This window comes from Alkalihalophilus pseudofirmus (genome assembly GCF_029094545.1).
Lineage (GTDB): Bacteria > Bacillota > Bacilli > Bacillales > Bacillaceae_D > Alkalihalophilus > Alkalihalophilus pseudofirmus.
In genome coordinates this window covers 1,535,422-1,556,094 of sequence record NZ_CP117835.1, presented here as the reverse complement: position 1 = coordinate 1,556,094, position 20,673 = coordinate 1,535,422, and the positions used below count along the sequence as shown (strand labels likewise).

The following is a 20,673-nucleotide window of genomic DNA, read 5'->3' as shown; positions in this document are numbered from 1 at the left end:
ACACCACTCTTTTCTATCTTTATACTCATTCTTTATCAACAATATTAGTTAAGACATCAGAATGCACTTATATATTCATAGGTCTATATTATCATTAACTTGGATAGATGTCAGTGGGTCGTCACATAAAATACAAAAAAACCGCATCTAATTAGACACGGTTTACAGACATCCATTGAGGCGGACTGTCCTTTCCCCAATAAATGCTACCTAGGTCATGGTGTTTCTCAAATTGATCTAGGTAGGTATGGTAATGAAAATTAAATAAGTAACCTTGTTTAGGCGGGTGATCTCGTCTTACATGAAAACGAAGCAGATCTTCTCCGCTCTCTTGATTATACAAATGGACAATTTTCTCTCCGAGCCCTGCTGCAGGATGTTTAGAGAGAGTGACTTGTTCCCACTCTTCTTTTGTTAAATCGCTTGTTGTATCAATCAGAATATCTTTTAATTTTGGAAGGATTTCTTGCTTAAATGGTTCTTCGATCTTACCTGCTATCGCAGAACCAAACTTCATCATGCTTTGATCGTACATATAATTCATAACATATTCAGTAAATACTTCTTGTGAGGAGGAATCTCTGTGAATATAATGATCGGTACTTAAAGGTAAGACGTCATGATACAGCTCATAGCTTGTCTCATTAACTTTATAAACGAGTGGTTTCTCACTACTCTCTCCTATAGACTTTGCGGGTGCTTGTGCTTGCACTTCTTTGATATATTCATTTGGTGGAACAAATATACCTAAGGTCAGGAGGGCAGATGAGATAACGAGACCCCTTTTCATCCATGGCATCATCGTACACACGCCCTTTCATAGTTTTCATTTTATAATTATAATTTTCACTCTACTTTATTTTCTCATGAAACCTATGAAAACGCTACGATATTTTCCATAAAAAATATGTGTCATTATGGGAGACCTTAAAGGCCGCCCTGACACATATCCTTAACGATTCACTCTTATGGCAAGTTCGAGCTTCCCATTAAGAAACGATCACACTCTCTTGCAGCTTCACGGCCTTCATGAATCGCCCATACAACAAGACTTTGACCTCGGCGATTATCTCCAGCTGCAAATACGCCCTCTTTATTCGTCGCGTATTTTCCGTAATCAGCTTTTAAAGTCTGCCTTTTAGTTGTTTCAAGTTTCATTTGATCAATGAGCTCTTGTTCAGGTCCTGTAAATCCGACAGCTAATAAAACTAAATCTGCCTTCCAAACCTTCTCAGAACCTTCAATCGGTGTACGCACTTTCACCCCGTCTTCACCAATCGTCGTTTCCACGGCAATCGTATGAAGTTCACGTACATTTCCTTCTTCATCACCAACAAATTTTGTGGTCATAAGCTGATAAGCACGCGGGTCTTCCCCGTAAACGGCAAATGCTTCCTTATGCCCGTCCTCAATTTGATGCACATATGGAAACAGCGGCCAAGGATTATCAGCTGTACGATCTGCACCCTTTTGACGGTTAATATCAAACTGTGTAATGGATGCTGCACCATGTCTGACTGATGTTGTAATACAGTCTGCGCCCGTATCACCGCCGCCAATAACAATCACATGCTGATCTTTTGCAGAAATAAATTCTCCGTCTTTATGATCAGAGTTTAATAAGCTTTTTGTATTAGCCGTTAAAAAGTCCATAGCATAATGAATACCTTTTAGATCACGGCCTTCTACTTCTACCTCACGCGGTTTCGTAGCTCCAGTACATAAAATTACCGCGTCAAACTCACTCTCAAGCTGTTCTGATGTGATATCTTGACCAACCGTTGTGTTAGGCTTAAACTCAATTCCTTCTTCTTCAAGAATTCTCACGCGTCGGTCTACAATTTGGTATGCAAGTTTCACATCTGGAATTCCATATGTCAAAAGTCCGCCAATGCGGTCTTCTCTCTCAAATACTGTAACCAAGTGCCCTGCTTTATTTAACTGAGCAGCAGCCGCTAAACCAGCAGGCCCAGAACCTACAACAGCCACTTTTTTACCTGTTCTTGTTTTTGGAGGGTTCGCTGTGATCCAGCCTTCTTGGAAGCCTCGTTCAACAATATGGTATTCTATGCTCTTAATTGTTACAGGGTCATCAGAGATTGCTACTGTACAAGAGCCTTCACACGGAGCAGGACACACTCGTCCAGTGAACTCAGGAAAGTTATTCGTTTTATGCAGGCGATCCAGCGCTTCACGCCATTTACCGCGATAAACTAAGTCATTCCATTCAGGAATTAAATTATAAACCGGACAGCCGATATCAGCTGAACCAGGAACAGAGGTGCCAGCCTGACAAAAAGGCACTCCACAGTCCATACAGCGTGCACCTTGCTGTCTTAATTTAGCTTCGGGCATAAGCAGTTGAAATTCCTGCCAGTTCTTTGTTCGTTCAAAAGGATCTTTTTTTACTGGATTCTCTCTCTTATACTCAATAAAACCTGTTGGCTTCCCCATAAAAATCACTCCAAACTACGCTCAATGTCTATTTATAAATCATCTCACCATCTATTACATTTCAGTTTAATGAAAGGATAGGAGGAAATAGAGCGTTGTCTAACGCTCTATTCTTTCGCTACCTTTCAATTTTGGAATTGCTTATTTTCCACTTACTCTTGATTTATCACGTTTGTTCTCATCGAATGCAACCATAATCGCATCGCGGTGTGACAATCCTTCTTGCTTCACCCGCTCTATTGCTTCAAGCATTCGTTTATAATCTTTTGGTATAACTTTTACAAAGTTTGCCGCATATTGATCCCAATTGGCTAAAACTTTCTCAGCTTGTGTACTGCCTGTATAAGCTAGATGTTTCTCAAGCATCGATTTAACGAGTACCACATCTTCTACAGAAGCAAGAGTCTCAAGATGGACCATTTCTAGGTTGCAGTTTGTTGGGAACGTACCTTCTTCATCAAGAACAAAAGCGACTCCTCCAGACATACCAGCAGCAAAGTTTTTACCAACTGTACCTAGGTTGATGACCATACCGCCGGTCATATATTCAAGTCCATGGTCACCTACACCTTCAACAACTACATTTACACCAGAGTTACGTACAGCAAATCGTTCTCCCGCAATTCCACGAATGAACGCCTCACCAGATGTCGCTCCGTAAAAGGCCGTATTACCAACAATTATATTTTCTTCTGCTTTATAAGAAGCTACCTTTGGAGGATACACAACAAGTTTTCCGCCTGAGAGTCCTTTCCCAATATAATCATTGGCATCTCCTTCAAGCGTCAAGGTCATGCCTTTTGGTACAAAAGCTCCAAAACTTTGACCCGCTGAACCAGTAAAGTCAAATTGAATCGTATCTTCCGGCAAGCCTTCAGCTCCGTAACGTTTGCTGATCTCACTACCAACAATCGTACCAACAACACGATCCACATTTTTAATTGGGTAAGACCCGCGTACTGGCTTGCCCTCGTATAAAGCAGGCTCACTTGCTTTAAGCAATTCACGAGCATCAAGCGAAAGTTCTAACTGATGATCTTGAGCTTTCGTACAATAATGACGTGATGGATCACCTGAACGAGGCTGGAACAACAGCCCAGTTAGATCGATATGTTTTGCTTTCCAGTTATCCACTTCTTCATTCATTTCAAGTAAATCCGTACGGCCGATCAGCTCATCAATCCTCTTAACTCCAAGCTCTGCCATTAGTTCACGGATTTCTTCTGCGATAAATTTCATAAAGTGAACGACGTGTTCCGGCTCTCCCATGTATTTCTTTCTAAGCTCAGGATTTTGCGTGGCAATTCCGACTGGACATGTATCAAGGTGGCAGACGCGCATGACGATACAGCCTAATACAACAAGCGGAGCCGTAGAGAATGCAAACTCCTCTGCACCAAGAAGTGCTGCAACGACGACGTCTTTACCAGTCATTAATTTCCCATCTGTCTCAAGCGTTACACGGTCACGTAAATTATTTAATACGAGTGTTTGATGAGTTTCAGCCAAGCCAATCTCCCAAGGAAGACCCGTATGTTTAATACTTGTTCTTGCAGCAGCACCCGTACCGCCGTCATACCCGCTGATGACAATACCATCAGCACGCCCTTTAGCAACACCGGCAGCAATCGTACCAACACCAGTACCTGCTACAAGCTTAACACTAATTTTTGCCTGAGGATTCGCATTTTTCAAATCATGAATTAACTCAGCCAAATCTTCAATTGAATAAATATCATGATGCGGCGGCGGTGAAATTAATCCAACCCCAGGAGTTGAACCACGTACTTCTGCCACCCAAGGGTACACTTTGTTTCCTGGAAGCTGGCCGCCTTCACCAGGTTTCGCTCCTTGTGCAACTTTGATTTGAATCTCATCAGCATTTACTAAATAGTGGCTCGTTACACCAAAACGGCCTGATGCCACCTGCTTAATAGCACTTCTTTTCAGATCGCCATTTTCATCTTCTGTAAATCTCTTCGGATCTTCTCCGCCTTCACCTGTATTACTTTTTGCACCAATGCGGTTCATCGCTATAGCAAGTGTTTCATGTGCCTCTTTAGAGATCGATCCAAATGACATAGCACCCGTTCTGAAACGTTTAACAATCTCTTCTGCCGGCTCCACTTCATCAAGTGGAATAGGAGTCGCAGCTTTAAGTTTAAGCAATCCACGGAGTGTTGTTTGCTCTTTTGTCTGCTCATTAATGGCCGCAGAATACTTTTTAAATAAATCATAGTTACCGTTACGGCATGCATGCTGGAGCATATGAATTGTATGAGGATTGTATTGATGAGGCTCCCCATTTCTTCTCCATTGCAAATCATCACCCGCATCCAGCGTACGATCGACGCCTTCTTGAGTGGAATACGCACGGTCATGTCTCATTAAAACTTCTTTTGCGATCACTTCAAGTGTAATCCCGCCAATTCTTGATGTTGTCCAAGTAAAATAGCGGTCAATAACGCTTGAATCAATCCCAACAGCTTCAAAGATTTGCGCCCCTCGGTAACTTTGGATCGTAGAAATCCCCATTTTTGAGAGGACCTTCATGATCCCTTTAGTTGCTGCCAAGACATAACGGTTTACAGCTTCAATATATGAATATCCTTCAAGCAGACCTTCTTGAATACGCTCATCAATCGAATCGAATACAAGATATGGGTTGATTGCTTCTGCCCCGTACCCAAGCAACACTGCATGATGATGAACTTCACGTGGTTCACCAGATTCAAGCAAGATACTCACCTTTGTACGAGTTCCTTGACGGATTAAATGATGATGCAAACCAGACACAGCAAGTAATGCTGGTATAGCTGCATGTTCGGTGTCCATATTGCGGTCACTTAATATAAGAAGGGTGTGTCCATCTTCAATTGCTTGGTCAGCTTGGGCAAATAAATCATTAAGCGCTTCTTCTAAGCGATTTGGCGCATGATCTGCTTTAAATAATATCGGCAGCGTACAAGCTTTGAACCCTTCTAATTTGTTATGACGCAGCTTAGCAAGTTCTTCATTATTTAAAATTGGATACGGCAGATGAATATGTCTGCTGCTTTTTGGCTCTGGATTTAATAAGTTACGCTCTGCACCTATGGTCGTACCATAAGAAGTCACAATTTCTTCACGGATTGCATCAATAGCTGGATTCGTAACTTGTGCGAACAGCTGCTTAAAATAGTTATATAAAAGCTGTGATTTCTTCGATAATACAGCGAGAGGCGAATCGTATCCCATAGAACCAACTGGATCAACACCCTCTGTTACCATAGGAGAAATCACTTTAGATAATTCTTCATACGTGTAGCCAAAAGCAAGCTGACGCTCTAATAAATTGGAAAATTGCGAACCTTGTACATGAGAAGTTTCCAACACATCCTCTAGTTGGATGTAATTTTCACTCACCCAATCGCTGTATGGGAATTCAGCAGCAATTTCATGTTTAATTTCTTCATCAGGAATAATGCGCCCTTCTTTTGTATCGACTAAGAGCATTTGACCTGGGTGAAGACGCTCTTTGTACAATACATTCTCTGGATCAATATCTAACACCCCGACCTCAGAGGACATTAACACATAATCATCTTTGGTTACATAATAACGAGCAGGACGAAGCCCGTTACGATCAAGACATGCGCCAATCTGCGTACCGTCTGTAAACGAGATCGCAGTAGGTCCATCCCATGGCTCCATTAATGTGCTGTGGAATTGATAAAACGCCTTCTTCTCAGGAGACATATGGGGATCATTCTGCCATGGTTCAGGAATCATCATCATCGCAGCATGAGACATTCTTCTTCCAGATAGCGATAAAAACTCCAATGTATTATCGAACATGGAAGAATCACTTCCGCTTTGGTCGACAATCGGACGGATCTTATTAATGTCCGCTCCAAATACATCCGACTCAAACATAGCCTCTCTAGCATGCATCCAGTTTACATTACCCTTTAAAGTATTGATTTCCCCATTATGAATCATATAACGGTTAGGATGAGCACGCTCCCAGCTTGGGAATGTATTTGTTGAGAAACGAGAATGAACAAGAGCAATGGCGGTTTCAAAATCATGATCACAAAGATCTAAATAAAATTGATTTACCTGCTCTGTTGTAAGCATTCCTTTATAAACGATGGTACGACTTGAAAGGCTTGCAAAATAGAACGATTGATCAATTGGGATTTGCTTGGCAAGTTCTTTTTCAGCGCGCTTTCTAACTACATATAGTTTACGTTCAAATTGAAGGTTATCCGTACAATTTTCTTCTCTTTTTATAAATAATTGACGAATATATGGCATGGCTGTTTTTGCCGCATTGCCAAGCATGGTGTCATCAACAGGAACTGTACGCCAGCCTAGAAACGTTAATCCCTCTTCTTGAACCTTTTCTTCAACGTTTCTTTCACACTGCTCACGTAATTGTTCATCTTGTGGCAAAAACAACATCCCAACTCCGTAGTACCCTTCATTAGGAAGAGTCATCCCTTCAGCTAAACACACTTTTTGAAAGAAGCGATGTGGAATTTGAAGCAATATTCCTGCACCGTCTCCAGTATTGACCTCATCGCCTTGACCACCGCGATGCTCTAAATTTCTGAGAATATGAAGGGCATCTTCTACAACTTGATGAGATTTTTGACCTTTCATATGTGCTAAGAAGCCGATCCCGCAATTATCACGTTCAAATTGAGGATCATATAGGCCTTGTTTTTTAGGATATCTAGCGTTCTGCATTAGCACCCAACCTTTCTCCAAAAAGTAAATTCAATCAACTCTCCCCATAAACCATTCGAGCTAATATACAGGATCATATCATTTTTCTGACATTTCGGCAAATTTTAAATAGGTAGATCTTTTGATGAAAACGCTTACTTTAAAGGTTTTTTTCATTCTTTTTCAAAAAATGTTCAAATATTTTTCCGATTATAATGAATATAAAGTGCATTTAATGAATAAATATACAATTGTTCTTTACTACTTATCACTTTACTATAAAAGTATAAAATCCTTTTCCCGTTCTACAAAAAAAGAAAACACGTCGTGACGTGTTTTCAAGCGTTTCTGTGTATAATTTTTTCAATTCTTTCTTCTTGAACCCCATTCTCCCCATAACCTTGTTCAGCTATAAAGCGTTTGCCGTCTTTATCAAATAGAACGATGGTCGATACTCTTGTCCCGTACGTTTCGCTTTGTATAAATACAGGCGAGAGTAATCGCTCTAACTCTAGACCTACTCCTGTGTCAGGCAGCACATGATCAGGGTAGGTCATTGTTGATTGCAAAATGTGAAGACCCTTATCTATTAAAGCGGGATAAGCGGTTTCATTCATAATTTCAGTTTCAACGGCTGTTTTTAATGTATCTATTTTTGGCCAGGTGACATTTAATGTGCTGTTGCTTACATAATAGTTTCCTGGAGTAAGCTTTTGTAGGGCATGTAAGCGATTTGAGTAGTAATATACTTCATCAATTGTACCTGCAATCAAATTAAAGCCTTGAAAATCATCTTTTTGTTGTCGAATGCTTTCAACATATTCTTTAGCGGGTGTCGTTGATGATAGAAATCCCCTTACTAGTTCTCCCCTAGAAATAAATTCATGGTCCTCCGTTTCATTTAGAGGTTCTCTAATATTTGTTACGCAGGCAAATCGTCCACTCTTTGTTACGCCAAGCCAAGTCCCCCCGCGCTCTACATCTCTCCCTGCATAAATGTCAGGATGATCTTCCCAAAAATGTACGCGTTTGCTCGGCCGGTCATAAAATTCATCACGGTTTGCCAGCATTATCAATGGAAACTCTTTATTTTGCTTATATGAGATCGCTACTAAACACATTAATATAGTCCACCTTTCGAAATGTTCAAGTATATCTTGAACCAGACAAATTGCTACTAGAAACTGACAACGCGCCGTAATCTTAATTCCTTTAACTTCCTAAAGCACTTATTATAATCCATATCACATTCATTGTCTTTCAAAATTATTTGATACATAATAGAAGGATAATCAACCGAAACCTAACGATGCGGATAATCGTATGTACTATAAATAAACTCTATTTTTCACACGACGGAGGAGATCAATGATGACTCAAGATAATAGACAGGAACAACAAAATAAAGAAGTGGAACTGATTAATAAATATAGACAATCAGAAGATATCGATTCACTGCTTGCTTCATTAAATACTTTAGGTGAGGAAGAACAAAAAGAGGCAGGAGAATCACTTGAAGCACTGAAGCGTCCTGTTAAAGAAATGATGAACGACCAATCAAATCAGCTGCCTAATCAACTGCATCAATTAAAAGAAATGGTCAGCCAGCTTGAGCCTGATTACTTAAAAGACAGTCCGCTAAAAAAGTGGACGAATAAACTGTTAAGAAGAAGCCCGATCGAACAATATGCTAGAAAATATCAAACGGTTGAAGCTCAAGTCGAACAAGTCATTGAAGGGCTGCTTAGCGGGAAGGACAAACTGCAAGAAGATACATTAATGCTGCAGCAATTAAAAGATGTAGCCAAACAGCGAATTACAAACTTAAATCAACAAATTGATGCGGGTAACAGGCTGCACGCCATGCTTGAAGAAGAAATGACTTCTGAGAAGTGGAAAGATAATCCAAATGCATTGAAAAAAGGACAGCTAAAAGTGGTCTCTCGAGTAAAAAACATGTCCCAAGCCGTTATGGTATTACAGCAATCACTTGCCTCAGTCGATTTGATTATTGAAAATAATGATAAGCTTGAAGAAGCTATTTTCAATGCCATTACCATGACAAAAAATATTATTACCGTCACGGCTTCCATTCAGCTTGCCTTAAATAATCAACAAAAAGTCATTAGTGCTGTTCGTAACGTTAATGAAGCAACTGAATCAATGCTTTTATCTAATGCAGAAATGTTAAAACAGAATACAGAAGCTACATTGAAGACACTAGAGGAACCTGCTATTGCGATCGAAGCGTTTAAAAAAGCATATAACAATGTGTTTGAAGCGATTGAATTAACGGAACAGTCCAATGAACGAATTGTTACGAGCGGCAAACAATTTATTGAAGAAATGGATACTCTTAATAAAGAGATGCAGACAAAATTATTAGATAAATAGTGAATAAAAAGATATTTTTTATCTGGAGGTGATCGTATTGAGTCGTACATTGCTGCAATCCCCTTTCTTTCGTTTTTTGACTCCCGCTCATAAACGTCCTGTTGAGGAACATCTGCTAAAAGATGCAGCCAGTCAAAAGCTGATTCATGAAGCTGAATCACTCATTGAGAGAATGATTGAGAAAGCAGATGGTCAAAATAAGCAGCGCGTCATTAAACGTAAGCATAAAGAGTTTGTCATTAAAATCAAATTGACTCACAAGCAGATCACTTTGAAAATGAACGATACTAAATACACCAATTCTGCAATTCATAAACGGATCACAATCACATGCTACCGAAAATATATGAAGGCTAAAAATGGAGTAGGTGTCATTCGAGAAGCGAGTATTCATTATTTAAAAAATGGACGGGCACATGTCAGACAAGTTGCGGAATCCACTCTATTTAATGGGTTATTCTATCGGATTCACCGATTAGACGAGGCTTATACAAATGGGACGTCATCTGCTTTAACATTAGCTGAAGTGAATTCGTTAAAAGCTCCTGCATTAAATAAACAGCAGGATATCGGCCTTATAAGACAAGAAGCCATTCGATATTTAGATACAGTAAAAAAATTTTCTGTAGACCCGTTAATTGAAAACCGATTAACCCGCATTATTAAGCAAGTTGAAAAATTACAGGAAGATTTTGATCTCTTGGATTATGAAGAAAAGCATACAGTACGAAGAATGCTTAAGGAAGATATCCCCAACCTCTTGAATACCTTTTTGTCTCTATCAATGAAAAATCAGCTAGACCATAAAGAAGATGTCTTTGTTTCTTTATCACAAATGGAATTAACTCTTATTACTTTTTATGAGCAGCTGGAAGAAAAACGAAGGGAACATATGAACCACCTGCTAAGACTTCAAAAGCTCCGCTATGAGCAAGATCGTAAATCTTAGAACAAGCAGACCTTCGTATCACCTTGCTTTAATACTTGTTAAATCGATATAAGACCCTTACACTACTAGTAAGGGTCTTATATGTAATGTAAAGCTAAATTCAATAGTTAATTTCAATAAAAAGGGGGAAATGAAATGAATGCACCAGTATCCTTAACACCTTCTATTTCAATTATTGACGGCTTTGATATGAGTATGCCAGAAAGGACTGGAAGCTACATACTTAATGAGGATAAGCTGACTATTATTGAAACAGGTCCAAGCCCATCAGTTAAACATATTATTGATGGATTTAGGGCGCTAGATTTAAAACTAGAAGATGTTGAATATATTATCCTTTCACATATTCACCTTGATCACGCAGGTGGAGCTGGCCTGCTCATTCAACATTGTCCTAATGCGAAAGTGATTGTGCATCCAAAAGGAAAAAGACATCTTCATGATCCTTCTCGCTTAATCATGGGCGCTAAAGCTGTGTATAAAGAAGATTTTGACCGATTATTTGATCCGATTCTTCCTATTGCAGAGGAGAAGCTGCTCACGGTTGAAGATGGTGATACTCTCCCATTAAGTGATACGTGTACATTAACTTTTTTACATACCCCAGGACATGCAGCTCATCATATTAGTATCTATGAGTCAAAATCAAAAGGAATATTTACAGGTGATACGCTCGGTGTAAGATATGAGCCTTTATCAAAGGATGGTGTGGAACTGATTCTTCCTTCTACATCCCCTAATCAATTTGACCCAGAAGCGACGATTCAATCAATGAAGAAAATTCAAACGTTCGGTGTTGAACAAATTTATTTTGGTCATTACAGTCTGGCTCCACACCCTGAGGTGGTTTACTCACACATTGAAAAATGGCTGCCGCTCTTTGTACAAAAAGGAAAAGAAGCTGTTAAAGATGGCTTAGGTGTAAATGAATTAGCTGCATCCATTTTAGAAGCCGTTCAAAATGAATTAGACAAAAAAGGCGTAGAACGTGACCACCCAGCTTATGAACACATTCGCCTAGACCTGAAAGTATGTTCAATGGGGATCATCGATTATTTATCAAAGCAAACCTGATTCCACATACGATGAGGTTTATTGCAAAGCGAGGTTTTTACCATGGATAGAATACAAGCCAAAGGTTATATGAATCAACTCCTGCTCATAAAAGACGACCCGCACGGTCACTTTATTGGTGAATTACTTGAAATAATAACAGAGCCGAAAAAGCCTTGGCGGGGGAAACTGAAAATAAAGTATATCGTTAAGCTAGGAGAACCATCAGTTTCTGAGGTTATTTCTACACCTGTTTATAAAGAAAATGAAATCGTAGAATTTGCAGGGAATAAATTAGCTCCTCTCTCTTTAGCTAAACTTCCGGAGTCATATGATCATTCTCATGCAAATGTCATAGCCGATCGTCTAGCTGCCATTTTCAAAGAACAAAAAGAGCTGCAGGTAGAAGAAAATCAACTTTTAGTTTACTTAAAAAATGAGAATCTCGACAGGCTGCTACACTCTGCAGCCAATGAGAATCACGAGCACATCCCCTATGTTTTCTATGAGAGCGGATCAAGGTACTTGTTAATTGATGAGCACGAGACAACACTTGATTTAGCCGACTGTCCATTTGAATTTAAATGGAGAGGGAAGAAAAAAGATATGCTCGGCTATTACGTAGGTGAAGGGATATTCAGGAGTCATGACGGTGAGGAATATCGTCCATCAGAAGGGGAAACAATTTATATCGACAAAAAGCAATTTGATCCTTATTTTATTTTACAGAACGAATTAGATCCTTCATCACTTGACCTATTTGAAGCGACATTAAAAGATTATCATATAGATCATAAAGATCTAATCGATTGCCATAACAGCTTATTGCTTCAGCTGCTGCAATCTAACGGTCAAAAATCATTTAAGGGTGTAAACTTTTTAACCTACCGAACACACACAGGGCAAATTATTGTCCAGCATCATTACGAACGTACACTTAATGAAGATGCGAGTGACCATGTGTTTGACCGGTATGAATTTACTTCTGATAACGGAAAACGCTCCGTTGTGACGTATGTATCAAATATATCAAATAAACCAACGTAAGCGCTCAGTCAGAGCGCCCACGTTGGTTTTTATTTGAATACCAATAAAGCAGTTGATCCGCATCATTGACATCTACATGTTCCACACGAAATAACTTCCAGCTAAAGCTAGACTGCACTGCTAACTTTATTGTAGCTAAATCTCTTCTTCCTTGAAGCAATGACACATGCCGCTCTAATGATTGAATTTTCCTATGTTTCGATATCACAATCACTTGACTTAGTTTTCTATAGCGAACATATAATTGTCCACAAAGTGAACCAGCCGCTGCATCACGATACTGGGCATACCCTATCACACTCATGAGCGCTACAGCTATCAGGCCGTAGTAGGCAAATTCGGGATAGAAGTAAAAAAGTGCCGCTGTCGCTGCAATCGGAATAAACGTGTTCTGCACTAAATATCTAATTAAGGCTCTTTGCGGCACCCGCTTAAAGACTGGCTCTGCTGCATATTCAGGCAGCAGTTCTTCTAAAACTTGCTGTGCGTCTTTTTTCTTGAGTAGGGGCAAAAGAACCGTTGAGCCTTGCTCCTCTCCTGTCCCTCCACCTGCACTTTCAACATAAACGGCTGTATAGCCAAACGGCTGTCGGAAGATATTTGCCACATACCTTACAGCAGTTACACGATCTGTGTTAATCGTTAATTGCCGTGTTTCAATCAGGCCGCGTTTGATGATTAAGTCATCGTTTTGTTTGACAACCGAAAAATTACCGTACTTTAAAACAGTATTGATAAAAGATATAATCCATGAAATAAACACAATGAAAAAGATAATGGCGGCGATAAACCATATACCAGACCCAACTAAAAATCCAAATGTCCGTTCATAGAGGGTTGAAGGGATAACCTGCTCTACCTGACTGAATAACGCCCCTACAGCTGAGATCGTTAAACCGATCCCGCTAGAAGTAAGAGCTGCAATAAGCAGGTGCTGAGTTGATAAATTCCATTTAACAGAAGGTTTTAGCTCTTGCGATGATTCATCTAACCGCTCATTACTGTCTGGATTAAACTCACTGCCATTTAATGCATCGGGCTCATGACGATCGTTTGAATCATGATCTGCTATACCTGCATCAGATGGTTTCAAGTTCTGCTTACCAGCTTTTAATGCTTCACTAATTAGCGATGCTTCCTGTTTTTTAATGGCATTTAATTGAACTTCAGGTTCACCGCCGCTCCCTGCTGTTTCTACATTTACTTTGACCAGTCCAAATATCCGCTGAAGCAGTCCCGCTGTGATATCGATACTTTGAACTCTTTTTTGTTGTATGTATCTCTTTTTCTTAATAAAGATGCCTTTTTGTACAAATAACTCTCCATCTTCAAGCTTATATCTAAAGCTGATATAAGAGAGGATGCTCGATATGAATAAAATGACAATGAAAACAAGCCAGATATATTCAAACCGTATAAAAGACTCCCCTTGTGAGCTGCTAAAGAATAACGTAATAATGACTGGTAAAATAATGCCCTTTAACCCTTGTAAGAACATCAAAATGATACTCGCTGGATGAAGCCGTTTAAATTCACTCATCATAAGCCACCGCCGCAAGTCTAGCGATTCTGTCTCTTAATTCATCTGCCACTTCAACTGACAGAGTAGGAATTCGATGACTTGTTGCTGCAGTTGTAATCGTAACATCCGCCATTTTATATCTTCTAAGCAGAGGACCTTGCTCGGTATCAACATGCTGAACCCGTGTCATTGGGATTAACTGTCTCCTAACAATCAATACTCCAAATTGTATATCTACCTCACCCTCTAATACATCATACGTAAAGCGCCTCCAGCGAATAGGAGGTAAAATAAATACAGTTATTAGGACAAAGATAAGATAAAACCCGATTAAGCTGAATAAAATCCATAGTGGAAAATCAAAAAAATAAATCAGCACACCATATGCAATCGGAAATAAAGCTACAAGCAGACTTTCAAAGAATGCTTGCAGCCTCCATACAGAACGTGCTTTTTCAGGTAAAAAGGTTGATGGTGCAGCGCGCACGTTCACTCCTCCTTAAAAGGTTACTCCTCGTAACTTTCAACTCTTTATGCTTACTCTTCTTCAGTGACGTAAATAATCTCTACCCCTTGCTCTTTCAATAAAGAGATAATGGCCTCGTTTAACTCTCTATCATAAAGAAGTCCAACAGAAGGAACAATTTCAAGCTCCTCTAAATAACCCTTTTCCGCATCTTCAATCAGTTCAAGAATATCTTCCATTTCTCTTTTTTCAAGTTCCTGTATGATCTCTTCTTTATTCATCAGCCGCTACTCCCTTTCACTAGAAATTGAATCAGTCATCTGCTTCCATACAGAACCTTTTGCTTCTTCTCCGCCTTCAATTCGTTCAATTGCCATTTTCACCTGCATCGCCACTTCAAATTCAGGATCATCAGCAGCTTCCTTTAATGCAGGAAGGCTGGACTCGTCACCCACTTCATATAAAAACATTGCAGCACGCCAGCGGACTAACTTATTTTTATCTTTTAAGGCCTTCTCCATCGCCCCAGCTGCATCAGCATCACCAATATCACTCAAACAATCACCAGCTGTACGACGAACAGTGACTGAAGAATCCTCTAAAGCTTGATACAATAATGGAAGGACAACCGGCTTTTCAATCATTCCTAAATAAACAGTAGCCAATCGTCTGATCGATGCTTTCTCATCACGTAAGGCAAGCTCTAACACAGGAAGATCCTCTTCTTTTGGATCCATTCTCTCAAGAGCCGCATAACGCTCTCGCCAATCTGAAGCTTCAAGCATTTCTTTTGTCACTTTAATAAATCTGCTTTCTGCCTGCTCTGTATTCTTTCCTGCCTCACCATTTGCAATAAGAACCAGCCCATTTAAGCGAGAGTCTGAATAAGCCGCTGAAACCTCATCTACTACTTCTTTAGCTACATCATCAAGTTCACCGTAGCGGATACCTTGATCCACCCATTTTCGCTCCATCACTACATTGTCCTCAGGTTTTTGAGCTTTGCTGATTGCTTCATTAAAACGATCAGGCAGTCCTGCCCGCTTTTCTTCTTCTCCGTTAGACAGTTTCACCTGCATCGGAATGCCTTTGAATACTTGAAGACTTACATACACTTCACCAAATGTATCTTGCGCTTTGTTTTCCTGTTGACGTGTCTCATCTGCATCTTCCCCAAACACTTCGCGAACCTTTGGAAGAATGACTTTCCAATCCACCTTAGGATGGCGGTCAATGGCTAGGAAATCAGCTACATGATACACACTTTTAACTCCTTCTATGTTAAATAATTCTTGTATGTATTCAGGTGCCTCGCCCTTGTTTTTTTCGTTATAACTATTACGTGACCCTTGTCCTAAGCTTTCGCTTAATGTTAATTTCATCGTATTAGGACTTGGAGTTGGTTCAATTGATAAAATATGCATGCTCATACCTCCTGTGTACCTTTTTTTTGATCTTATCACAGCTTGATAAGGGATTCCACCGATAGACCCTTTGTCTCAATTTAGTGAATGAATCTTCAGATTTACCAAATTGTTATGTTAAATAGGAACAAACCTCTGTTATACTACTATAAAAAGGAGGTTTCATCATGCGATTTGCTTTTCTTTCAGATATTCATGGCAATGCAACAGCACTAGAAGCAGTTATTACCGATTTAAACAAAAAAGATGTCGATCACATTGTTGTTTTAGGAGACCTCTCTTTTAGAGGACCTGAACCTAAAAGATGCCTTAATTTAATTCGTTCACTTGATGCATCCGTTGTAAAGGGAAATGCAGATGAGTGGCTTGTGCGCGGCTTTAATGAAGGTGAAGTGCCAAAAGAAGCACTTGATGGCCTAAATAAAGAACGCGACTGGACATTGAAACGATTAAATGATGAGGACCTAACGTATCTAAGCGAACTTCCTAGTGAAATGATTGTAGACCGCGGTCAAGATCAATTAATTCATGCGTTTCATGCTACACCTACTAGCTTATTTGAAAATGTATATCCAGATGAAACAACTAAAATTGAGCACCAATTAATGCAAAAGGATGAAGCAGACGTCTATGCATATGGCCATATCCATTTACCGTTTGTTCGTTCTTTCCACGGCAAAAATGTTATTAACTCAGGGAGCGTCGGATTACCATTTGACGGCCATCCTCTCGCATCTTATATCATTGCTGACCTTGAAGAAGGACGTCACACGATGCAGATTCACAGAGTTCCTTATAACAGAGAGCATGTCGTAGAGCTTTATCATCAAGGCGGTTATCCTAATATTGAAACGATGGGCCGGGTAGTCTTTTACGGGGTAAAACCATAATTAGCCCCACATTATAAAAGGCCGCCTAGGCCTTTTATAATGTCTATCATACGAGCTTTATCATTGTAGAGGCCTTTAATGGACTGGTCTTTATCGATCAACACCGTCGTTGGAACCCCCATACAACGGTAAGCATCATACGTTTTTGTACCAAGATCCATATAAACAGGCAGAGTAAGCTGCATCTCTTCTTGCCACTTACTTAGATCAACAGATGAATCTCGTCCTGTTACATGAACAAAAATCATTTTGACATCGTCTCGATTCATCGATTGAAAAAGCGCCTGTTTTTCTAAAATGTCTCTTTTCGAATCAGGGCACCAAGTTGTAAAGAAAGTTAGTAGGACAACTTTCCCCTTTAATGCACTTAATGTAACAGAGTCTGTACCGTTTAATGCTGGCAGTGTAAAATCAGGGGCTGTTGAGTTCATAATAGATGCTCCTTTCGACTTGTACAAAATTGATTGTTACTAAAACGAGGAAAGCCTCTTCGCCTTATACTAAGGTGAGGAGGCTTCTTTTTATTTGGATAACCTACATCTAGGTTGACCTAAACAAACAATTGTCATTTATGACTGGCAATGTTCGTTGTATGCAAGAGCTAAATTTCGAATAATCGATTCAGGGGCTGCTCCTTCAATTTGCTCACGAGGGATAAAGTGAACGACCTCAGATCCTTTCAAAATTGCCATTGATGGAGAAGATGGCGGAATATCACTGAAATAAGAACGCATCGTAGCAGTTGCTTCTTTATCTTGCCCAGCAAATACTGTCACCAAATGATCTGGCGTGTGATCGTGTGATAACGATGTTATCGCAGCAGGTCTTGCAAGCCCTGCTGCACACCCGCACACAGAGTTAATAACAACAAGCGTTGTACCCTCAGCATCCTTCATATATTGATCTACTTCCTCAGCTGTTGTTAATTCACGAAAGCCGGCATCCGTCAGTTCTTTTCTCATTGGCAGTACTACCTGCTTCATATATTCTTCATAATGCATTGACATAACTACTATCTCCCCTTTTTATCTTCACCTAGATTATGTATGCTTTCTTTGCCTACATATGGTTTTAACATTTCATACAAATGAGCGATGGAGTGAAAAGCATAGATTCTTTCTACACCTAAGCCTTTTTTAAAAACGAGCAATACGGGAACACTTTTAATTTTCCACCTGTTTGCAAAGCCTGCCGCGGTATTGACATTCAATTCTAGCGGTTTAAATTCAGGTGCAGACTCCTCAAGGATCATAAGCATTCTCCTAGCCAATTTACACGTTCCGCAAAGAGGGGTTGTCACAAACACAAATTGTAATTCTTCCTTACTTTTGAGACGTTCATTTAATTCTTGTTCCGTAATACTCTCCATCATGCTCACTCCTGACACTTCTATTGTAGCAAATAATGTTAGCTTACGCACGAAAAAGAGAAGCGCTTCAAAAAGCAAAAAGCTGCCCTTGAAGATCTTTATGAATCTTCAAAGACAGCCCTTTCTTGCTTATAGTCAGCAGGCACCAAGAAAGTATGTGAGCTTTTAGCGTTTTAGGATCATATTATTTTGCAGCTGTCTGATCTGCTGCTGTTTACGATTAAGTGCCTCACGCTGTTCTGGAGTCGCCGCTCTTAGCACATCATCAAGCTCCCCGCTCATTTCCTCTAACATCATTTGAGCATTTGTATACTCTTCTTCTGTTCCGGGTTGAACGCGTCTAGCGTCATCATACACTTTTTGAACTTGTTCAATAACTGATTCTGCTTTCTCCATACATGATTCCATTTGGTCACGGTTAGCCATCATTAACTCCCCCTGTAAATTGGTTTAGCGAATGATGTTACTATGCCTTTTTGTTTACAAATTTATTCATGAACTAAGCGTATACACCATCAAATCATGAGCAAGATGCGTGTTTTCAAAAATCGTTTTAGCCTCTTTGAGAAACGCCTCTTCCTCACCTGTATACCTTGAGCTGATATGAGTGAGCAGCAGAGTCTTAACTTTTGCTTCTTTTGCAAGAGAGGCCGCTTCTAGTGTTGTGCTGTGACCAAATTGAACAGCATGATCCGCTTTATCCGCTCTAAATGTTGCCTCATGAATCAAAATATCTGCTTCCCTGCTGAATTTAATCATTTCTTTAGTAGGCCTTGTATCTCCTGCAATCACCACAACCCGGCCATTTTTTTGGGGGCCGACAAATTCCTGTCCATTGATCGTGCGACCATCTTCTAAAGTAATCGTTTTTCCCTCTTTTAACGTTTGATAATGTGGACCTTTTGGGATATTGTACGCTTCTATTTTCTTAATATCCAATGTACCTGGTTTATCTTTTTCAGTCACCTTAAACGCAAAGCTAGGCATCACATGATTTAGTGCCAATGCTTCCACTGAAAGATGTTCTGTTTCAAACATGAAGCCTTCTTCAAGTTCAATCACTTCATATGGATACCGAAGATGAGTTTTTGATACAGCTAGAGACGCCTCAATAAACTCAGCTAAGCCTCTGGGTCCATAAATGACAAGAGGACTCAGCGCTCCCTGAAAAGACCTTGAACCCATCAATCCAGGCAGTCCAAAAATATGATCGCCGTGTAGATGTGTGATAAAAATCCGGTCAATTTTTGTTAAAGTGATGGGTGAATGCAATAATTGATGCTGAGTCGCTTCTCCGCAGTCAAACAACCATTGAGTGCCTTTTTGCTGCAAAAAACGTATCGCCATCGCACTTACATTTCTCTCAATAGCTGGAACTCCTGAACCAGTTCCTAAAAAATGAAATTCCATGGTACCCCTCCGCCAGTATGTATTAGTTGAAGTATAGCATTTTCTCTTTAACTAATTCACTAAAAAACGAACAACCCTGAAGGATTGTTCGTTACCTAATTATTCATGAATGCTTTTAGCAGGCATAGATACATAAGCGTCTTCGCCATTTTCTGCTTCTTTTGGAATCGGGGACTTCTTGTAACGCCCGATAATGGTACTTGCCACAAAAATCACAAGAACAGATAACAAGGCTTGTTGGAAGCCTACTAACAAGGCAGCAAATAAAATAATTAAGAAATCACTAACAAAAATTGTAACCCCTCGATTAATTCCCCATTTTTGATCCATATACAGAGCTAAAATATGAATACCCCCAAGAGATGACCCATTATTCAAGACAAGTGTTACACCTATCCCAATGAAAATCCCAGCTAATGCAGTTGCAAGCCATAAAGGAACATTGAAAAAAGGCATCACATCAAGGAAATCTCTGATCACTGAAATAGCAGTAATGGAAAGTAAACTTGATAAAGTAAACCATTTACCTAGCTTCGTCCACGAAATGATAAAGAAAGGCAAATTCACTAAGAAAAATAATAAACCCCAGCTCCACGGGCTCATATATGTTAACACTGTAGCAAGTCCTGCCGTACCGCCAAACGTCAAATCATGCATAGCTAAAAAACGCAGCCCAAAAGAAGTCAATAACAGCCCTGCCAAAACAAGGCCTATGCCTTTATACCTCTCCACTACCAAACACTCTCCTATCCACACTTTCTCTCTTTTCTAGAATGAATTTTATTTCTCTCTATTTATTCTTATCATCAAATCCATCTCTATGTATAATGTTGTAATCATCTCTATTATCTTATTTAACCTTAATCCAATTTGAGGAAACCGTCAATGTATCTCATTGAATTTTTATTCATCAGAATTATCAGATATCCTTATTTATTAGTTGTACATACGTCTTTGTCTTTTTCTCTATACATTTTTTATA

At 39.6% G+C, this 20,673-nt stretch carries 19 protein-coding genes; 5 read left to right on the top strand and 14 right to left on the bottom strand.

All coding sequences use genetic code 11. The features are described 5' to 3' along the window. Positions 1-151: 151 nt before the first annotated feature. From PQ478_RS08035 to PQ478_RS08020, 4 genes are all read right to left on the bottom strand, one after another. The gene (locus PQ478_RS08035) at positions 152-802 is read right to left on the bottom strand and encodes a YpjP family protein (RefSeq protein ID WP_289236402.1); all 651 of its coding nucleotides are present in this window, start codon (positions 800-802) and stop codon (positions 152-154) included. A gap of 164 nt (positions 803-966) precedes the next feature. Further along, complete coding sequence (locus PQ478_RS08030) at positions 967-2,454, bottom strand: glutamate synthase subunit beta (protein WP_075682245.1); 1,488 nt, start codon at positions 2,452-2,454, stop codon at positions 967-969. A 141-nt stretch (positions 2,455-2,595) separates the two neighbouring features. Then, positions 2,596-7,188, bottom strand: coding sequence for a glutamate synthase large subunit (gene gltB / locus PQ478_RS08025; protein ID WP_289236401.1), 4,593 nt, complete (start codon positions 7,186-7,188; stop codon positions 2,596-2,598). Between the two features lie 317 nt (positions 7,189-7,505). After that, entirely contained in the window at positions 7,506-8,288 is a 783-nt protein-coding gene (locus PQ478_RS08020) for an NRDE family protein (RefSeq protein ID WP_289236400.1), read from the bottom strand. Positions 8,289-8,538: 250 nt separating this feature from the next. Here PQ478_RS08020 and PQ478_RS08015 point away from each other — a divergent pair, with 250 nt between their 5' ends. The 4 genes from PQ478_RS08015 (at position 8,539) to PQ478_RS08000 (ending at position 12,610) form a co-directional block, all read left to right on the top strand. Continuing rightward, positions 8,539-9,561, top strand: coding sequence for a toxic anion resistance protein (locus PQ478_RS08015; protein ID WP_012958573.1), 1,023 nt, complete (start codon positions 8,539-8,541; stop codon positions 9,559-9,561). A 37-nt stretch (positions 9,562-9,598) separates the two neighbouring features. Beyond that, the gene (locus PQ478_RS08010) at positions 9,599-10,510 is read left to right on the top strand and encodes a hypothetical protein (protein ID WP_022627219.1); all 912 of its coding nucleotides are present in this window, start codon (positions 9,599-9,601) and stop codon (positions 10,508-10,510) included. A gap of 135 nt (positions 10,511-10,645) precedes the next feature. Then, a complete protein-coding gene (locus PQ478_RS08005; protein WP_289236399.1) occupies positions 10,646-11,584 on the top strand; it encodes an MBL fold metallo-hydrolase in 939 nt (312 codons plus the stop codon). Positions 11,585-11,626: 42 nt separating this feature from the next. After that, positions 11,627-12,610, top strand: coding sequence for a DUF2777 domain-containing protein (locus PQ478_RS08000; protein ID WP_289236398.1), 984 nt, complete (start codon positions 11,627-11,629; stop codon positions 12,608-12,610). Between the two features lie 4 nt (positions 12,611-12,614). Here PQ478_RS08000 and PQ478_RS07995 read toward each other — a convergent pair whose 3' ends face one another. From PQ478_RS07995 to PQ478_RS07980, 4 genes are read right to left on the bottom strand one after another with little or no spacing between them, the layout of a single operon-like run. Next, the gene (locus PQ478_RS07995; protein ID WP_289236397.1) at positions 12,615-14,153 is read right to left on the bottom strand and encodes a PH domain-containing protein; all 1,539 of its coding nucleotides are present in this window, start codon (positions 14,151-14,153) and stop codon (positions 12,615-12,617) included. Beyond that, positions 14,143-14,619 carry a PH domain-containing protein gene (locus tag PQ478_RS07990; protein WP_289236396.1) on the bottom strand — a complete coding sequence of 159 codons (477 nt, stop codon included), beginning with the start codon at positions 14,617-14,619 and terminating at the stop codon, positions 14,143-14,145. The genes PQ478_RS07995 and PQ478_RS07990 overlap by 11 nt, the downstream gene beginning before the upstream one ends. 50 nt (positions 14,620-14,669) lie before the next feature. After that, positions 14,670-14,879 carry a hypothetical protein gene (locus PQ478_RS07985; protein WP_012958567.1) on the bottom strand — a complete coding sequence of 70 codons (210 nt, stop codon included), beginning with the start codon at positions 14,877-14,879 and terminating at the stop codon, positions 14,670-14,672. A gap of 6 nt (positions 14,880-14,885) precedes the next feature. Further along, positions 14,886-16,022, bottom strand: a complete 1,137-nt coding sequence (locus PQ478_RS07980; RefSeq protein WP_289236395.1) for a conserved virulence factor C family protein — start codon at positions 16,020-16,022, stop codon at positions 14,886-14,888. A 167-nt stretch (positions 16,023-16,189) separates the two neighbouring features. On the opposite strand from PQ478_RS07980, the gene PQ478_RS07975 reads away from it, so the two are divergent. Continuing rightward, the gene (locus PQ478_RS07975; protein WP_289236394.1) at positions 16,190-16,912 is read left to right on the top strand and encodes a metallophosphoesterase family protein; all 723 of its coding nucleotides are present in this window, start codon (positions 16,190-16,192) and stop codon (positions 16,910-16,912) included. Positions 16,913-16,923: 11 nt separating this feature from the next. Here the strand turns inward: PQ478_RS07975 and PQ478_RS07970 are convergent, their stop codons facing one another. The 6 genes from PQ478_RS07970 to PQ478_RS07945 all read right to left on the bottom strand — a co-directional run bounded on the left by PQ478_RS07970 (position 16,924) and on the right by PQ478_RS07945 (position 20,423). Further along, positions 16,924-17,343, bottom strand: coding sequence for a peroxiredoxin family protein (locus PQ478_RS07970; RefSeq protein ID WP_289236393.1), 420 nt, complete (start codon positions 17,341-17,343; stop codon positions 16,924-16,926). A 138-nt stretch (positions 17,344-17,481) separates the two neighbouring features. Further along, the gene (locus PQ478_RS07965) at positions 17,482-17,919 is read right to left on the bottom strand and encodes a BrxA/BrxB family bacilliredoxin (protein ID WP_289236392.1); all 438 of its coding nucleotides are present in this window, start codon (positions 17,917-17,919) and stop codon (positions 17,482-17,484) included. A gap of 5 nt (positions 17,920-17,924) precedes the next feature. After that, positions 17,925-18,284 carry a thioredoxin family protein gene (locus tag PQ478_RS07960; RefSeq protein WP_289236391.1) on the bottom strand — a complete coding sequence of 120 codons (360 nt, stop codon included), beginning with the start codon at positions 18,282-18,284 and terminating at the stop codon, positions 17,925-17,927. Positions 18,285-18,446: 162 nt separating this feature from the next. Continuing rightward, positions 18,447-18,710 carry a YtzC family protein gene (locus tag PQ478_RS07955; protein WP_083633406.1) on the bottom strand — a complete coding sequence of 88 codons (264 nt, stop codon included), beginning with the start codon at positions 18,708-18,710 and terminating at the stop codon, positions 18,447-18,449. A gap of 63 nt (positions 18,711-18,773) precedes the next feature. Next, positions 18,774-19,691, bottom strand: coding sequence for a ribonuclease Z (gene rnz / locus PQ478_RS07950; RefSeq protein ID WP_289236390.1), 918 nt, complete (start codon positions 19,689-19,691; stop codon positions 18,774-18,776). A 99-nt stretch (positions 19,692-19,790) separates the two neighbouring features. Beyond that, complete coding sequence (locus tag PQ478_RS07945; protein ID WP_175585126.1) at positions 19,791-20,423, bottom strand: YitT family protein; 633 nt, start codon at positions 20,421-20,423, stop codon at positions 19,791-19,793. Positions 20,424-20,673 lie beyond the last annotated feature (250 nt).

Excerpts from the sequence above, each read along its gene's own strand:
- PQ478_RS08035 (WP_289236402.1), bottom strand. The coding sequence starts at position 802 with ATGATGCCATGGATGAAAAGGGGTCTCGTTATCTCATCTGCCCTCCTG.
- PQ478_RS08030 (WP_075682245.1), bottom strand. The coding sequence starts at position 2,454 with ATGGGGAAGCCAACAGGTTTTATTGAGTATAAGAGAGAGAATCCAGTA.
- gltB (WP_289236401.1), bottom strand. The coding sequence starts at position 7,188 with ATGCAGAACGCTAGATATCCTAAAAAACAAGGCCTATATGATCCTCAA.
- PQ478_RS08020 (WP_289236400.1), bottom strand. The coding sequence starts at position 8,288 with ATGTGTTTAGTAGCGATCTCATATAAGCAAAATAAAGAGTTTCCATTG.
- PQ478_RS08015 (WP_012958573.1), top strand. The coding sequence starts at position 8,539 with ATGACTCAAGATAATAGACAGGAACAACAAAATAAAGAAGTGGAACTG.
- PQ478_RS08005 (WP_289236399.1), top strand. The coding sequence starts at position 10,646 with ATGAATGCACCAGTATCCTTAACACCTTCTATTTCAATTATTGACGGC.
- PQ478_RS08000 (WP_289236398.1), top strand. The coding sequence starts at position 11,627 with ATGGATAGAATACAAGCCAAAGGTTATATGAATCAACTCCTGCTCATA.
- PQ478_RS07995 (WP_289236397.1), bottom strand. The coding sequence starts at position 14,153 with ATGATGAGTGAATTTAAACGGCTTCATCCAGCGAGTATCATTTTGATG.
- PQ478_RS07985 (WP_012958567.1), bottom strand. The coding sequence starts at position 14,879 with ATGAATAAAGAAGAGATCATACAGGAACTTGAAAAAAGAGAAATGGAA.
- PQ478_RS07980 (WP_289236395.1), bottom strand. The coding sequence starts at position 16,022 with ATGCATATTTTATCAATTGAACCAACTCCAAGTCCTAATACGATGAAA.
- PQ478_RS07975 (WP_289236394.1), top strand. The coding sequence starts at position 16,190 with ATGCGATTTGCTTTTCTTTCAGATATTCATGGCAATGCAACAGCACTA.
- PQ478_RS07970 (WP_289236393.1), bottom strand. The coding sequence starts at position 17,343 with ATGAACTCAACAGCCCCTGATTTTACACTGCCAGCATTAAACGGTACA.
- PQ478_RS07965 (WP_289236392.1), bottom strand. The coding sequence starts at position 17,919 with ATGTCAATGCATTATGAAGAATATATGAAGCAGGTAGTACTGCCAATG.
- PQ478_RS07960 (WP_289236391.1), bottom strand. The coding sequence starts at position 18,284 with ATGATGGAGAGTATTACGGAACAAGAATTAAATGAACGTCTCAAAAGT.
- PQ478_RS07955 (WP_083633406.1), bottom strand. The coding sequence starts at position 18,710 with ATGATGGCTAACCGTGACCAAATGGAATCATGTATGGAGAAAGCAGAA.
- rnz (WP_289236390.1), bottom strand. The coding sequence starts at position 19,691 with ATGGAATTTCATTTTTTAGGAACTGGTTCAGGAGTTCCAGCTATTGAG.